The sequence below is a fragment of the Novosphingobium sp. KN65.2 genome (assembly GCF_001368935.1).
Taxonomy (GTDB): Bacteria; Pseudomonadota; Alphaproteobacteria; order Sphingomonadales; family Sphingomonadaceae; genus Novosphingobium; species Novosphingobium mathurense.
The window spans coordinates 51,934-68,023 of record NZ_CCBH010000152.1; the positions used below are offsets into that span (position 1 = coordinate 51,934).

At 62.2% G+C, this 16,090-nt stretch carries 10 protein-coding genes and 1 pseudogene; 6 read left to right on the top strand and 5 right to left on the bottom strand.

What is annotated here, in order from left to right:
* Positions 1–21 precede the first annotated feature (21 nt).
* The 4 genes from SPHV1_RS12090 (at position 22) to SPHV1_RS12105 (ending at position 5,988) form a co-directional block, all read left to right on the top strand.
* On the top strand, positions 22–2,016 hold the full coding sequence (locus SPHV1_RS12090; protein WP_054946292.1) for a hypothetical protein: 1,995 nt from the start codon (positions 22–24) through the stop codon (positions 2,014–2,016).
* A gap of 119 nt (positions 2,017–2,135) precedes the next feature.
* On the top strand, positions 2,136–4,298 hold the full coding sequence (locus SPHV1_RS12095; protein WP_197277715.1) for a site-specific integrase: 2,163 nt from the start codon (positions 2,136–2,138) through the stop codon (positions 4,296–4,298).
* Positions 4,295–4,738 carry a hypothetical protein gene (locus tag SPHV1_RS24995; protein WP_152567572.1) on the top strand — a complete coding sequence of 148 codons (444 nt, stop codon included), beginning with the start codon at positions 4,295–4,297 and terminating at the stop codon, positions 4,736–4,738. Before SPHV1_RS12095 ends, SPHV1_RS24995 begins: the two co-directional genes overlap by 4 nt.
* Positions 4,735–5,988, top strand: a complete 1,254-nt coding sequence (locus tag SPHV1_RS12105) for a site-specific integrase (RefSeq protein WP_037554234.1) — start codon at positions 4,735–4,737, stop codon at positions 5,986–5,988. Before SPHV1_RS24995 ends, SPHV1_RS12105 begins: the two co-directional genes overlap by 4 nt.
* Here SPHV1_RS12105 and SPHV1_RS12110 read toward each other — a convergent pair.
* From SPHV1_RS12110 to SPHV1_RS12125, 4 genes are all read right to left on the bottom strand, one after another.
* On the bottom strand, positions 5,946–9,155 hold the full coding sequence (locus SPHV1_RS12110) for a strawberry notch-like NTP hydrolase domain-containing protein (RefSeq protein ID WP_082430982.1): 3,210 nt from the start codon (positions 9,153–9,155) through the stop codon (positions 5,946–5,948). The two genes, SPHV1_RS12105 and SPHV1_RS12110, sit on opposite strands and share 43 nt — an antisense overlap.
* A 140-nt stretch (positions 9,156–9,295) precedes the next feature.
* Positions 9,296–11,368, bottom strand: a complete 2,073-nt coding sequence (locus SPHV1_RS12115) for a ParB/RepB/Spo0J family partition protein (protein WP_054946295.1) — start codon at positions 11,366–11,368, stop codon at positions 9,296–9,298.
* A gap of 32 nt (positions 11,369–11,400) precedes the next feature.
* Positions 11,401–12,327, bottom strand: coding sequence for a toprim domain-containing protein (locus SPHV1_RS12120; protein ID WP_054946296.1), 927 nt, complete (start codon positions 12,325–12,327; stop codon positions 11,401–11,403).
* Between the two features lie 254 nt (positions 12,328–12,581).
* Complete coding sequence (locus SPHV1_RS12125) at positions 12,582–13,697, bottom strand: MucR family transcriptional regulator (protein ID WP_054946297.1); 1,116 nt, start codon at positions 13,695–13,697, stop codon at positions 12,582–12,584.
* A 129-nt stretch (positions 13,698–13,826) separates the two neighbouring features.
* Here SPHV1_RS12125 and SPHV1_RS25780 point away from each other — a divergent pair, with 129 nt between their 5' ends.
* Together SPHV1_RS25780 and SPHV1_RS25785 are read left to right on the top strand one after the other, a co-directional pair.
* Positions 13,827–14,192: an NAD(P)-binding domain-containing protein gene (locus tag SPHV1_RS25780; protein ID WP_231634650.1), complete on the top strand. Its 366-nt coding sequence runs from the start codon at positions 13,827–13,829 to the stop codon at positions 14,190–14,192.
* Positions 14,193–14,277: 85 nt separating this feature from the next.
* Positions 14,278–15,119, top strand: a pseudogene (locus SPHV1_RS25785) (DUF2520 domain-containing protein).
* A 9-nt stretch (positions 15,120–15,128) separates the two neighbouring features.
* Here the strand turns inward: SPHV1_RS25785 and SPHV1_RS12135 are convergent.
* A complete protein-coding gene (locus SPHV1_RS12135) occupies positions 15,129–16,064 on the bottom strand; it encodes a phosphodiesterase (RefSeq protein ID WP_369817901.1) in 936 nt (311 codons plus the stop codon).
* Positions 16,065–16,090: the final 26 nt, after the last annotated feature.

Here is a 16,090-nt window from a genome sequence, read left to right on the forward strand (position 1 = left end):
CAGGCTTGATTGGAGGGTACGTTGGACAGCTTCGAAGTCAAGGTCGACGGCAGGATTTTCGATTTCGCCGTGGTGGTTCCGCTCTATGGCACCGCGGCGGCCAAGCGCCTCGCGTCTGCGTGGGAGCAGCAATTCATCGGCTGTACCGCGTCGACAACTGCGGGTTATTTTCGGGCGTTCGTCCGCTTTCTCCGCTGGGTGGCTCTGAGGGCCGAAATATGCGCAGAATCTGCAGAGGCCCTATTCTTCAATTCGATCCAGCTCGGGCGGTCAGAGCGCTTGACGAAAATGCTCATGTACGAGGTGGGCGAGGCTTGGGCGTCACGGTTACGCGACATCGAGTGCTTCGAAATCATCAACAACACCAACCTGCTTTCCAGGAAAGCTCTCCTCGAAGCCGTTGTCAGTTGCCTGCGGCGGCTGTCCCGCGCCGGCCTCTGGAGCGATCCCGGTAGATTTACACCCGTTGCCCGGGGGCAACTGACGGGACGGAACATTCCATCATTCGGCGAACTCAACAAGGTCGAACTGCCGACGGATCTACAAGGGTGGGTACGACCGAAATACGACCAGCTCGACTGGCGCGAAGTCATCCGTCTCAACGATGAACGACTTTATGCGCTGCGGGCAATCTGCGTGCGTACTCTGCGCGCCGGAATAGCCAAGTGGGAAACTGGTCAGGCTTTCACAGCAGCGCGGGATCTACCGACACCGCGGACACCAGAGGACCTCCTCCAGGAATTGAGCGCGCTTCACGTCCGAAGAGCCACGCTCTCCGACGAGAATCGTGCCAATGCCAGACAGCGAGGCATGGCCATCATGGTGCGCTATCTCGCGCTGGCGGAACCGCATCGACGGAGTTTCAACGACTGGAAGAATACGATGCTGGGCTGCCATGGCACGGCGCTCGGTGGCTGGACGGAAGCCGTCAGTCACGTTGAGGGCAACGTTCGGTTGCTGCTCGCTGCGCAAACCATCGTCATGATCGACACCGCATTCAATGTATCGACCTGTGACCGGCTCGCCGCAGATCCCTTCATCGGTGATATTCACCGGGGCAAAGTCCGGATCATCACCGTCGCCGCGGCAAAATTGCGCGCCCGTGGCGAAATCCAGGAAGGCACCCTTTGGGAAGGCGCCGACATTGACGTCCGCCACAACGACGGCGATCTCAGCGGTGCCGAAGCGATCCGCGCCTGGCAGAAGCTGTCGGAGCGCATTCGGGCAACGGCCCGATACCTCGAATTGCCCACTGCCGATAAGCTCTGGATCGTGCCTGGATATAAATCCGACCGCAACCGTATCGGTCCGATGACAACCGCTGCCATCGATCACCACTGGCAGGCGATGCTGGCCGAGAATTTCGAGCACCCCGTCATTGGCCGGCTACCGCTACGTCGCCAGATGATCCGGCCCACGGTCCTTCAACTGGAAGCGGCGCGCGCCAATTTCGAACATACGGTCGCGGCGCGATTGGCTCAGCACAAGAACTCAGCCACCACCATGCGGTATCTGAGCCGTCCGTGGTTCAAAGCCCTTCTTGCCTCAAAAATGCGGACATTCCTAGCCGCATTAGAAGCGGGCCTCATCGAACCCATCGAAGGAGCGGCCGATACCCTTGGAACATCGATGACGCACGAGAGCGCCTTGGACCACGCCAGAACCACGGGCCTGGGCTTTCTCTGCACGGCCCCCAAGACGTCCAACAACGAGGATACAGGACCCTGCATGGCCATCGACAAATGCGCGACTTGTCATTTCCGGCAGTTCCGGCCGAGCAACGATAGCATCCGGGCGCTTGTCCTTTTCCAACGATCTCTTGGCCGGCAGGAGGAAGCGTTCAAGGCGAACAATCCTGCAAGATGGGCCGAGGTCTGGCTGAATTTCCAGGCTCTCTGCGAAGTCATTCTTGATCGGTTGCGGTCCTCCCATCACCGTCGCGCTCTCAGGATGATGGAGGCCGAAGTCGATGCCGGCCTGACGGCGGGCACTGTGCGGGCCATCGAGTTATGGTGAGCCGGGTCCATCAACCGCCACGACACGCCCGCGAGGCAGGTGCTGCCGCCTTTTGCGAGTTCCTGCAAAACCCGAGGCCGCTCTGGCTCAAGGACGGCACTCTCGAGGATAATGCCTGGTTGGTTGAGCTCGACAACCCGACGATACGCCGGCACGCGAGCACGACGATCCGGTTCGACATCTTGATCGCACCAGACCGACGCCTGACGGACTACGCCGAATGGCGAGATCTCCTTACCGCCAAGAAATACGTCCATTACGCGCTTACCGGGCCGAATGCCTGGGTCCGCTCTGCCTCGACCATCCGGGAGGAATATGCGGGGTTCGTTGCATTCCTTCGTTGGCGCACCGCGTGTGGGCTTCCTGGCATGTCGGATCTGACACAGGCCTGGTTCGAGGAGTTTTGCGACAGCCTGAAGCACGCCGGCATGGAAGGACTGATCCGATCTGAAGCTGCGGCGCGAGAAGCCGTTAAAAGATGTCGTCATGCCGGCCGCGCTCCGCCTGTTCAACAAAGTGACCCGAATACTTTCTCCGTCGAAGCGGCCAGCAGGCTGGCCGGTTTCGAATATAGCAAACAGCTATCGGACAATGCGGCGAAGATTTTTGCTGATTGGGCCGTTGAGAACGGCCTCAAAATCACCCCCTGTCTTCATAACCGGGTAAACAATCGCAAGAGAGATCAGACATTCTGTGGGCAATCCTTAGATCGCTATATGCGCGTTTGGGAACGACTTGGCCGCCTCCAGGAAGAACTCACACATGATCCGATTGGATATAGACCATTCAACAGAAGGATCGACTCCGCCCGGTTAGCCAGGAAGCTCGGTGCACCGCTTTCCAAAACCCCGACCGCGCCGGCAACCCAAACCTGTTTTCTCATTGATCGCGCACTTCGATGGGTATTGTTTTACGCCGACGATCTGAAGACACTTGTCGATGACGTCCGTCATGCCGAGCGAGGGTTCAGGAACGAGCCTGGCAAATGGCGTCGTGCAAAACTGGTCCACGACATCTGGAACAGTCCGGCGCTCAAGCATGTGCGCGAGGATGGAGCACTGGGCATTCCCAGCATCGGCCATTTCGATGGCGCGGCTATCAACAATGTCACGACCAGCCTCCACCATATCTTCCTGCGCCTGCTTCCCACTGCGTGCGTGATCGTCATCGCGGCCTTCTCGGCAAGAAGGATCGAGGAAATTCTCAGCTTACGAGATGATTGCCTGGAGGATGATGGCGGTGAGCTTTGGCTCAAGACCTTCATCGCCAAAAGCGTCCGCGGTCGGGAGCGGATTCCGGCCCCGGCGGCGGTAGCAAAAGCCGTGGAGATATTGATGTGGCTGAGTGCAACCGCACGCAAGGAATCCGGATCACGGTGGCTGCTACAGTTACACAACCCATTCGCCAGGGCCCCGTCGGTCCAGACCCCCAACATCAGCCGCGGCTTGCTGGCCTTTGCCGAGGAGATGAAGGTGCCTGCGCTTCCCGACGGCACTTATTGGTCCTTCGCTCCACACCAGTTCCGTCGGTTTTTCGCGGTCGTCTATTATTATCGGTATCGGGACCGCTCGCTGACCGCCCTATCCCAATATCTTTGCCACTATGATCCGGACAGCACCCGTTCGTACATCACCGAAGCGCGGTTCGGAGGTTTCTTCAAGCTTGTCGACCATGCCCGAGCAGACCTTGAACAGGCCAGGCGTGCGCTTGCACGCGAAGACCTGAGGCTGCGAACATTCGAGGAGGTCGGCCTCGACTTCCGTCTCGAGATCTATCGTCGGGCACTCGATGGTCATGAGCAACTCAGCGGCAGGGCCGGGACAAGGATCCTGAACGACCTTCAACGTCTCAAGGCTGATTGGCAAGCACGCGCCGAGGTCGGCGACTACGGTGCAGACGGGCCGACATTCGATCGACTGCTCATTGAGTTTGCGGGGGCGCAAAGTCTGGAACCGAATGGCCAGGGCCATTCCTATTGCGCGTGTGGTAACTCGGAAAAGGACCTCAGCGTGGCGGGCTGTGTGATTGCGGCCCGAAGAAAGAATCCGGAGGCACAACGACGCCAAGGTCCCGATTTACGGTACGCTGAAGATCTGATCTGCGCCGGATGCCCGCACAATGTGCAGTTGGCCGAGAACAGGAGATACTGGGAAAAGGTGATAGAAAGCGCCAATAGCGCTTGCCTCATGTGCCCGGGAACAGTGCTGGCAGCCAGGATGGCCGAAAGACGGCAAGCGGCCGAAGATCACCTGGCCCGTTTCCATGGAGTCGATCAGAAATGAAACCATCTGCTGCCAGGGAATCCTTTCAGCGCAAAGTTGAATTGCTCGAATCCTGGGCTGCGAAGGGAGGCCTTCCGGAGGGAGAATATTGCCCACGCGGGCCAGCAGAACTTGCCCGTTGGGTCGATATGGAACGGGGGCTCACCGCCTGGTCGAATCCCAATTTGGCAGCTCCGGCCCCGTCCGGTCATTATCCAGAATTGCGCGCGCGTTTTGATACGGTTGCGGCCAAGCTCTTGAAACCCGTACAACGACCGGGCACGGAACTTCAGTCTCTGAAACGAGAGGTCCAGGCGCTCGCCCAGCAAATGGCTGTCCTCTCCAGCGAGCACCGACTTATGGGACAAGCTCTGACCCGTGAGCGACAGTTGAAGGAGATCGCCCAGGCCCAACTTGCGGAAGCGCGATCCGAGCTCGCCCGCATTGTGCCGATCCGATGAAGGCCAGCTTAGGCCGTACCAGGATCGTGCGGGCATCCGAAGACTTTGTGCTGCAAAAGCATCGTCTACCGCGATTCCCGCTCGTTCTCGATCCTGGCGGGGCGTTGGTCGAACCGATCTTCGACTATTTGCGCGCCCAGGCCGTTCAGCGCCATCTGGCGCCGGGAAGTATTGAAGATGAGGCTTATATTCTCTGCGCCTGGTGGGACTTCGTACTCGGGCAACCCGCGACGAGCAGCATAAGCCTCGACTCGATTGTCAGCTGGACAGGAACGGAACTCGAACGTCTGAGGCTCGGAAACCCGGGAGCCAGAACGCGTCGCCGCCTGTCGCGCTGCCTCGACGTAATCTCACGCTTCCATCGTTACCTGCTTCAGGAACACAGCTACTCGCAGGGCCATGAGGAATGGCGCGCGGCAAACTATGTTGCGCGTCTGGATGCCCGTTTATCTGACCCCAGCACAGGCAAGGTGACGTTCGGTTATAGCGCAAAAGCCAAAAACGGTGGCCGCCCGACGCCGTCGGATGATGCGGTCGAACAGGTGCTGGATGTGCTTTCCAGTCCGGATAATCCCTATCTCGCCGCGAGGAACTGGCTGATCGCACGCTGGATGCGAGACGTGGGCTTACGTCGTGCGGGCGTTGCCTCGTTGACGATCGAACGCTTGCGGGCGTCGCTGGTCGCCGAGGGCATTCTCGCGCCCAACGAACATTTTACGCGCGCAGGCACATCATCGAAATCTCGTACGGAGATGCGCGGCGCGGTGGAACGCTTCCGTCAGAGCGGCCGCACATTCGTCACCGCAGAGATCATAGAGAAGGGCGGAAAGACCCGCGAAATCAAGGTGCCGTTTCAACTACTCCACCAGACCCTCGACTTTATATGGTCGGAACGCGCCAAGGTGCAGTCTTCCGGGCCGGTGTTTCACGGATATTTGTGGCTGTCGCTGAAAACCAAAGATGGATTAACCGCCAAGGCAGTCGGAGATATCGTCAAGGATGCCTTCGTCGTGGCTGACGTTCGGGGTAGCGGCCATCGATTGCGTGCCTGCTTTGCGGAGGAAGTCGTCTTCCGGCTGTATGCATTGGCAAAGGGGAGTTCCGACATCCTGTTCGATGACCACCAGATCTTGATCGACGCCGCAGAAGAACTTGGGCATTCCGACTGGCGTAGCTTGCGATACTATCTCAACAGGGCGGCTCGAAACTATGCTGCTCTCAACCGCGCCGTCCGGCCCGCGACAAGTTGAGGATCTCCATAAGGCTCGCTCCCGCAACCCCCTGCACCCCAGAATTTGAAAGGCCATCGGCTGCTGCTGTGTTGGCTCCGGGCTACGCCCTCCGCCAACACAGCAGCAGCCGATCCCGGCCGTAAGTGTCGCGGCCAAGTCTCCCGTAACCGTCGACTCTGCGGCCGTACCGCGCTAAGGATATCCAACGAGGAATACGTCAAAAGCAGGAAGTGAATGCGGCGGCGCCCGGCACTGCCGCTCGCCCGCTCGGCATGATAGCTGCGCCCGGTTCCACCGGCATCGGAAAACACCAGTATGCGCTTGCGGCCGGCCTGGAAGTGGTCCGCATCCGTAATGCCGGCTCTCGCGGAACGCCGCTCGAGCTTCTGGCGTCCCGTACCGTCCACTACGATGCGGCGCGAGCGGCCGGTGACTTCGGCAACCATATCGGTCCCGAAATGAGCGATCAGTGCATCGAGTGCGGTTTGAACCGGCGGCATGGCGCACATCTGTTCGATGAGTTCTTCACGCGCGGCGATCGCTTCCTGACAATGGACGGGATTTCCCTCGTCATCGGCCATGGGTTCTGAACGCAGATCGCCATTGTCGGTTCGGAAGGTGCGCATCTGGCGCGTTGGAAAGCCATGGCGGATGTATTCGACGAGCGTGTCGAGCGGCGACAGGTTGAAATCCATGGCAGCGCGTTCGGCATCGGTGAGGCCCGCCAGGCGCCGCTCCAGAACGGCTTGCCCGGTTGTCACGAGTTGGACGACAGCGGCATGCCCGTTGCCGAGTTCGGCTTCGATGGCCTTGATGAGCGTCGGCATCTTGAGCGCAACAAGAAGCGAGGAATATAGCCTCTGCTTCGAGGCCTCGAAAGTACTGAGCGCCGAGCCGCGGGCCTGCGCATTAAGGATCGCACCGCTCATCCGGTCGACAACAGCGCAGGCCTTGAGGGCCTCCTGCAGATGGAGATGCACGACCTGGAAGGCATCGGCGAAGGTATCGTAGATGGCGATCTGGTCCGCTGTCAGCGGGTGTTCGAGCGCCTCGTATTCGACGCCGGCGAAGCTCAGTGCCCTCGCGGTATAGAGCCCCATCGCCTTCAAATCGCGCGCCACGATTTCGAGAGCGGCCATGCCGCCTTCTTCCATCCCCGTCATGAACGCATTGCGATCGGCAAAGGCGCTTCCAGGTCCCCACAGACCGAGCCGGGCAGCATAGCAAAGATTGGCAGGATCGGTGGCGCCTGTCGCCGAGAGATAGAGAATACGAGCGCGCGGCAGCGCGTTTTGCAGCCGCACACCGGCGAGGCCCTGCCCGGAGCCCTTGGCGCTCCCATACTGGCTATCCGTTCCGGCGGCATTGGCCAGGGCATGAGCTTCGTCGAGAACGATGATGCCGTCAAAGTCCTCTCCCAGCCAGTCCAGGATCTGCTGGAGACGCGAGGCGGCATCGTGGCGTTCGGACCGCAGAGTGGAATAGGTGGCAAAGAGGATCCCCGCCGGCAAGGTAATCGGCGAGCCCAGGGGAAAGACGGAGAGGTTCTGGACATCGGCAGGCAGGCCGCCAAGCGCGCTCCAGTCACGCCTGGCCTCCAGTTCGAGGGCCGAACTCTTGCTGAAGATGACCGCCTTGCGCCGCCCCCTGCACCATTGGTCCATGATGCACCCGGCGGCTTCACGGCCCTTGCCGACGCCGGTGCCATCTCCGATGAAGAAACCGCTGCGATAGACCGCGCCGCTTTCATCCTCGATCAACCGGTCGCCGGCATCATTCGTGACAAACCGGCCCGGCAAATTGCGTTCGAAGGCCTCTCCTGCCTGAATGACCGCTTCGAGTTGGGCATCGGAGAGCGCGGCGACGGCCCGCGCCTGCAGCATGGGATGGTAGCTGGGCACCGGCGGCAGGACCGAAGCCATGGCGATAGACTCCACGAGTTGATCAGGGTGCGCGGCAGCGCCGGGAATTTCGATGCGGGAAAGACGCCAGGGCACATAGATGCCGACGGGATCGCCCGCTGGCAGCGGCGTCTGGCGCACGGTGTATTCAAGCGGTTTCGCCGCATCATCGACGCGTGGGTCCCGTCTGGGTATGGTGCGGCACGGCGATGCGAGCCCCGAGAACAAGGGCGAGGCGGCAGGCCGCGCAGCGGCACGCACTGGCGGTTGCGGCAGTGCCGCCGCAGGTGGCGGTGTCGGCGAGGGATCAAGCCGGGGCGGCAGCGCCAGAATGATTGGCAAGGCCTCTTCCAGCGAATGGACGGTGTGGCGCTCCACCGGCCCCGCCCAGCCCTTGTCGTAGACCAGCAGGCGCACCGCGATGCTGGTGCCGTGTTTGGCGAAAGGGCTTCCCAGGATCGTTAGTTCCACGCGCGGCGGCGCGACCTCGGCCACTGCAGTGTAGCCCGTCGAAGCGCTGCCATCGCCGGCAAAACCGGGCGGCATGATCGCGACACAGCGCCCGCCATGGCAAAGCCGCAGCAAAGCCGAGCGCAGATGGCGCGCGCCGGCGTGACGATCGGCGCCGCGCCCCTCGCTGCGGCTGAAAGGCGGGTTGATCAGAACAACGTCGGGTGAAGCGCCAGCAGGCAGTTTGTCGTGGATGAACTCGGCATCATGCGTGGTGACCTCGCGGGCCATCGCCGATTGCAGCAATGCGGCGCGGCCGGGATCGCGTTCGTTGAGCAGCAGCCGCGCACCGGCCTGTGCCGCATGGACCGCGAGCATGCCTGTCCCCGCCGATGGTTCGAGCACGAGGTCCGACGGGACAATCCGCGCGGCTTGGGCGGCAAGCCAGGCCAGGGCTAGCGGTGTGCTGAACTGCTGCAGATCGACCTGTGTTTCGGACCGGTAGGTCTGTGTCGGCAGGCTCTTCTGCAACGCGAGAAGCGCGGCGAGCACGGCATGGGGATCGTCACCATGCAGCGGCTCCCAGTCGTTGCATTTCAGGAAAAGAACCTGCGCGGTCTCGAGTGTGTCATAGGCATCGCGCATCGACCAGGCGCCATCGGCGTCCGATGCGCCAAAGGTCTCGGCCATCAGCTGCACGAGGCCTCGGCGGGAGACGGGATGAGACCGTGTCAGCCTGTCGGCCAAGGCCCTGGCAACGCTGAGCAATTTTTCGGCTTTGGTGGTAGCGGTAGCGCCATTGGCCCCGGCAAGATTGAAAAGCGGCAGGTTCATCGAGGTGATCCTTGAATTAATCGGGCGGTACTCCGCCGCCTCGCCCATCCCCCCTGCCCCCTTGGGCCGTGTGGGCGGTGCGCAGGGAAACGGGGCCACGGCATGATTGCCGCAGCCCCGTGAGGAGGGTTCAGTAGAGCTCAGGCAGCCGCGGCGATCGGGTCGCCGTCATCCTCGTCTGCCGGGTTCGGTTCTGTTTCCATGTCGGGACCGGTTTCGATTTCCGGCTCGGTGCTCGTCACAACGGTGCCGTTGTCATCATATGCGAGTGCGGTGCCGTCCGCAGTGTCGAGCGGCGCGAACCGCATGACATCGGGCAGCCAGGCCAATGCCCGCTCCTTGATGTCGGACTCGACCAGAATGTCACCGGCAAACAGCTTCTCGGCCGACGCTGCAAGGTCGTGCTTCTTCGAGGCTCCGTAACGCTGGCGAAGGTCCACGCCGCCAACTTCGCCCAACAGATCGAGGATCGCTGGCTTGGTGATGCGATCGAAGTAGTTGCGCGCCGTGGGCCGCCACCAGGCCGCGACATCGATATCCAGCTTTGTGCCCAAGTGATCGATGAAGGCACTGCCCGTTGCGCCTGCCGGCACAGCGTCGATCGTGCGTGCTACCGCCCACCCCAGCCAGGCCGCGATGGCTTCCTCGGGAAGCGCGCAGAAGGCATCGTACCGCATCCGGACATCGTCGTGATCGCACCAGCTGCGATCGAGGGAACCCTCGATGCGTGCCCATTCCTCAGCCGCCTGCGTGCCGCTCTCGAAGTTGGAAACGCGAGGTGACGGCACCCGGGCGCGCAGGTCGCTGGCGAGTTCCATGCTGCCGTAGAGCCGGGTTGCCGCATCGGCCATGATGAAGGTGCCAAGATCGAGCGCGAAACGCGGATCGCTCGCGATATGAACCGCCAGCATTTCCGTCTTCATCATGGCCAGTTCGTCGATGAGACGCTGGCTGTGCGCGGGCCTGGATGCGGCTTCCGCCTGAGCGTCCTCACCATCCTCGTCATCGCCGCCATGGGCCTCGATGCCCTGGTCGTCGCCCGCCGGCTCTTCGACCGGCGCGACGTAGAGCTGCTCGTGAACCCTTGGCTGGCCATCGCGGCCGATCACCACGTAGGCGAGCGAAGACGCCTTCTGCTCATCGGTGAGGATGGGGACCCGATTCTGGATCGCTTCGTATTCCGCCTCGAGTGCCTGGACGCGGGCTTCATCGTCGGCGGTGTAACCCTCGCCGTCCTCGTCGGCGGCCGTCTCTTCGATTGCGGCAATCTCGGACTGGATCGCATCGCAACGCGCTTCCTGCTCCTCGGTAAGCGGCGGCAGTTCGCCATCGACATGGCGCAGGGCATAAGTCTCGGTGTAAGGTATGTGCGAAGCGGGAACGGCGCGGATCTGGGCGTAGCCTTCGCGTGTCCGGATGGCTTCAGCGGCGGCGGTAAGCTTTTCCTCGGCGAGGTGATCGAGGATATCGCCGTCGATCCACATCTCGCTTTCCTCGTCGGAAAAGAGATCGGAATCGATCCGGCCGCCCGAGGCAACGTAGGCTTCGCGGCCCACCAGCAGCGCCTTGGGGTCGCTGCCGCGATAGCCGCCCGAAGCGAGCTGGCGGCGGATTTCGCTGAGGTTGCTGCGGTAGTAGCCCTGCCCCAGTTGCTCGAATACCGAGGCCTGGCGCGCGGTATCCGACGTGCTGGCGTAGGCCATGGCAACATCGAGCATGATTTCGCCTTCGCGCAGGGCCTCGAAGACCGGTTCGGCGAGGTTCGCCAGCCGCAGGCGGCCAAGCACGAAGCGCTCGGTGAGCCCGAAGCGCTTGGCGATGTCGGCAGGCGTCTTCTTCTCGGTCTCGATGATATCCTGAAAGGCGCGGCAGGCATCGGCAGGCGACATCGTCAGCTTGAAGAAGTTCTCCGAAAGGCTGATCTCGATGGCGTCATTCGCTTTGGCCACCACCATGACCGGCAGTTCGGTATCGGCGGGAAGGTCGCCCTTCTCGATGGCCCGGTGGACGGCATCGAGGCGGCGGCCGCCGGCAGTGATCCGATAATGGCCTTTCTTGCGCGTGACCGGCAGGCCGATGAGGTTCTGGATTACGCCGCGCGCGACAATGCTGGCTTCGAGCTGGGCGTCGGCCTCGGGATCGCTCGTCTTGCGCACGTTGCTCGGCGACTTGGTCAGCTTGGCAGCCGGCACGAAGATGATGGGCTGGGACATGGATATTCTCCTGGCGGACGAGGCCCGAACATTCAGGCCACTTGCCGCGTCCCCCACCCCACCCCCTTTCTTCCTGCCCGAAGGACGTCATTCCAATCGTTGAAGAGCGCAGGCGGCCAGATCGTCTCAATGCTGCGGCCCGGCACGACATGGGCCTCGCTGGCCTTGGCGGCACCGATACGCCCTGCCCGGTCATTGTCAGGCAGCAGGATCAGACGGGTGACGGCTTCCGGCACAGCAACGTGAGGGAAGCGTTCACTGCCCAGCGTTGCCCAGACCGGGATACCCAGCAGGATCATGGCTGAAAGAGCGGATTCCACCCCTTCGGCAAGGCCCAGCACCTCAGTCGCCGGTACGAGCAAGACCGCGCCTCGGCCCGGTTGGGCAAGAGAGCGGCGCGGATGGGCAAGGTCACGGGCGCGGCGCGGTTCAGGGGCGTCGAGAAACGTCCGCTGGAGCGCGGCGAGGCGGTCATGTTCGTGGATTGCGGCGAGCATTGCGGGCCGAAACACAGCAAGCTTACCTCGCCCCAGCGGCGTGCGGGGGTGATATCGCAGGACGGACGGCGTCAGCGGGATCGCGCGGCGACGGAGGTAGGCCTGAGCCGGTGTTCCCGCGATCGGCAAGGCTTCATCCCACAAGTCCTGTGCGCGCCGTCGAAGCCAAACCGGGCTGAGGGGCGAGCTGTGTGATCCGGCGAGCCTCTCGCCACCGGCAGGGATGCTCATGTCGAGACGCCGGATTGCCCGCATGACGTCGATGGTCTCGCAGCCCGCGAAGCATTTGAACAACAGGGCTGTCCTGCCCACCCTCACCGACAGGCTGGGCGTACGATCGTTGTGCGCCGGGCACCGGCACATTCCGCCGCCCGGCGTCCAGATCCCGCCAAGCCGTTTGACGAGATCGGCCGCCTCGCTTTCCAGATCTCGATAGGGGTGAAAGAGGGACGATGTGGACATGGCTGCTCCCCGAACGGAACATGCCCTTCCCCCTCACCTCCTCCAGCGCTCAGCAGCCATGTTCGACTATCTATAAGTTCCGGCGGCAGGTTTCCGGGACTTGACAGTTGGCCGATCTCGCAACCACCACAACTCACATATTCAGCCAATTTGCCCCTCTAGAATACAAGCGCCCTGCAGGCCGATCGTGACCGACCTGCAGGGCTTCGGGGATTATTCGGACTTGCCGCGCCGATCTGTGGTTTGCCGGCAATTCAGCGATAGGCCGGTGTCAGCCTCGTTCGCTCCTTTCGGGCGGGCTTGGCCTTGGCACCGTCCTCGGACATCGCGGCGCCACCACTGGATTTGCTGGCTCTGCCCTTTGTCGGCTTGGTCGCAGCAGGTGCAGCGGCTGGACCGGCTTCGGTGGCCTCGGATGCTTCGACCGGAGCCGGTGTTGCTGTGGCATCGGCCAAAGTGGTCTCCGCCTCTGGTTGCCTTGCCATTCGCCGCTTGGGGGCCTGCTTTTTGGCCGCGGCCTTCATTGGCGTGTTTGCAGCTTTTGCCGGCTCCGGCTGAGGTATAGCCACGGACGCCGGTGCCCGGCTGTCGTTCGGGGTTTCCGGAGGTGCTGGGACGGCATCGGCGGCATTTCCCAGTGCGGCACTGGCCGCGGCGCCCTTGACGCGAGGTCGCCGGGCGGGCGCCTTCGGGGTAGCAGCGGTTTCAGCGCCGGCAGTTTTCTTAGGCGAGGCTGCCTCCTTCTTCGAGGCGCTCTTTTTGGAAGCAGCCTTCGATTTGACCGGCTTGGCAACTTCTTCCGTGACTGCAGGTGCCGGTGCTTCGGCGGGCTTGCTCCCTGCACCGGCATCCTTGGCACTGGCATGCATCTTGGTCGCCACTTCGCGACGAAGCTTGGCATAGGCCGGTGCGACCATCGGATAATCATCGGGTAGATTGAAGCGAACTCTGTACTCGGCCTCGGTCAGACCATGTTTGGTCAGGTGCCGCCTCAGCATCTTGAACTTCTCGCCCGTGATCAGTGAAACGATGACGTTGGGGTCGGCCAGTGATTCCTCAACGGACACCACGGGTGTATTGGCAGCTGAAGCCTTTGGCGCGGGCTTGAGCGCCGAGGCTTTCGCTTTTGTGGCCGTTGCCGGTGCTGCCACGGGCGGGGTCTCCGGTGCGGAAGTAGCCTCCGGTTCCGTTACCGCCTCGTTGCGCTTGCCTTCCGGCTCGGTGGTTTCCTTGGTCTGTATTTCAAACCCGGAAATCGCCTTGAATACATTGCCGAGCAACGTCGGCAGCTCGGCAGCGCTGAGCTTGTTGTTGTTCACAAAGGCCGTAACCAGATCAAGCGAAGCCCGGCGCGCGTCAAAGTCGTCCATAACTGTCCATCGGGAAAATTGGTGCAAGGAGCGGTGAACACGTGCTGCCCCGCGTCAGGTTGAATGTCAAATTGCGGCGTCCCTGGGCGCCATCAATGCCAGAATTCCGCGTTCGACAATGCGGTACCTATGGAACGGCGGAACGGAGCCCGGTACCAGAAAGCCGTGAACACACTACCTTTCAGTCAGATCGGGATCGTCGGAACCGGCAAGGTTGCGCGAGCATTTGCGCTCGGTCTGCAAAACCATTCATCGGCGCCTCTCATGGTATGGGGACGCACACCTGCGAAGTGCCGCGAGGCGGTTGGACATGTTGCCTACGCCCGGGCTGTCAGTTCACTCTCCGATATCGTAAATGCTTGCGACGTCGTTGCCATCGCGGTTGCCGATGATGTAATTCCGGAAATCGTTCGCGCGATCACCGAGGCCGGGGCGCTGAGCCAAGCCCCCGCTCGTCTTCCACGTCAGCGGCGGATGCGGGACAGCGGTGCTTGAAGCTCTGCGCCAAATGGGCGCTAAGACGGCGGCAATCCATCCTGCCATGACATTCACGGGCGAGCCGGAGTTGGCGTTGGAGCGCATGGCCGGCTCGCGCTTCGCTGTCACCGGATCAGACCCCGAAGACGCCAGCCTTGCGCAGTCCATCGTGGAAGCGCTGGGCGGAATTTCCGTCGAGATCCCGGAAGATTGCCGCGCTCTTTATCATGCCGCGCTGTGCCATGCCGCGAACCATCTCGTTACCTTGTTCGCCGATGCGTCCCATGCTCTGCGCGCCGCAGGTGTAGAAGATCCTGCAGATCTGATTGCGCCACTGCTCGCGCAGCCTTGGAAAACAGCATTGCCAACGGATTTGACGCGCTGTCAGGACCGGTACTGCAAGGAGATACAGAAACTATCCGCCGCCACCTCGCGGAACTGGCAAGCGATTGTCCCGAATCGCTCCCCACCTATCGCACCATGGCGTTCGCCACTAATGCCCGCCAGAAGAGCGGTCGGAATGATGAATCGCGCACGGCCGTTGCTGCGGCCCTGGCCGCGACTACGCTGCGCCTGCTAATCCCTGTAGCTGGTCTCGGCGCCAGCCGTGGGCTTGGCTGCGTCGCCGGCCCCATCAGGACCACTCGCCACCCACGACCGATCGAACTTGAGGGGCCGGCCGATCTGCATTTCGAGCCAAGGGATTATAGCCCGGCGACCGCAGCGATGGCAGCCGAAAGGGGAAAGCAACCGGGAACGCCCTTCGCCCATGCGCAGCCTTCGCCCATGCGCAGCCTTCGCCCCTGCTGGTGCGCCTCCCCCGGCCTCGACAGCGCCTGGGCCCGTTGCCCGGCAACGGACCCGCTCACCGGGGCTCGCGCATCGCTTGAGGAACCGGCGGCGCTTCAAACCCGACGATCCCGTTCCGCTTGGCTAACGGAATGAAATGGAGAACTAGGCGGTGCGCGATTGTGCGGGACGCTTCCAATCGAGAGAGGAGGCAGGATCGCCCGCTTCGGCCGGACGCTCTTCAAGCAAATGCCGGACTAACGCCTGCATCTTCGCATCATATGTCGCCAGGATCTGGCGCTGGCCACCAACGTCGAAATGCGTAATCAACCGTTCGCCATCCCAACGGTGAAACGCCAGTCCCGGCGCTTCAGCGACGATCATCGCGCGTCCATCGGTCGCATCGGGATCGATCGGACGGAAATCCAGCGCGACTTCGGGAGAAGATGACGCACACACGGTCAGTTGCCGCCCTTGCCAAAGCGTCATGATCGGACGATGGACATGTCCGCAGACTATGGCTTTCACCTGATCGGCACACCAGACCGTTCGCCCGAAACGGGCGACCCAGGGTTCCTGGGACACCGTGTCCATCCAGTCGATTCCCATCTCCGTCGGCGGGTGGTGCATGGCGATGACGGTGGGCACGTCAGGCCTTTCCGCCAGTGTGGCGCGAAGCCAGGCCGCCCGGGTTTCGCAGAACGCTCCGCCGTGACGCCCTTCCTCAAGCGTATCCAGCACGAGAATGCGCAGCGCATCGAACTCAATCGCATATTGGATGAAGCCGGAGGCGACCGGGACGTTAGGAAACTGCGCCCGGAATGCATCGCGCAGGTCATGATTGCCGACACACAGGTACACCGGAAACGGGCAACTCGCCAGCGCCTCTTCCAACCGTGCATAGCTCTCGCTATCCCCCTTGTCGGTGAGATCGCCCGTGACGAGCAACAGGTCAGGCCGGTTCGGCCCGCTCATTAAACGAGCGAGCACCATGTCGAGCCGCTGCCTGTTCAGTTCACTTGGATTGCCCGGCTCGAAGTCCAGATGAATGTCGGTGATTTGCGCTATCAGCACCTGTTGCCCCTCAGAAGTGCGTGGCACCAGCCGGGTCCCCCAACCCGGCCAGA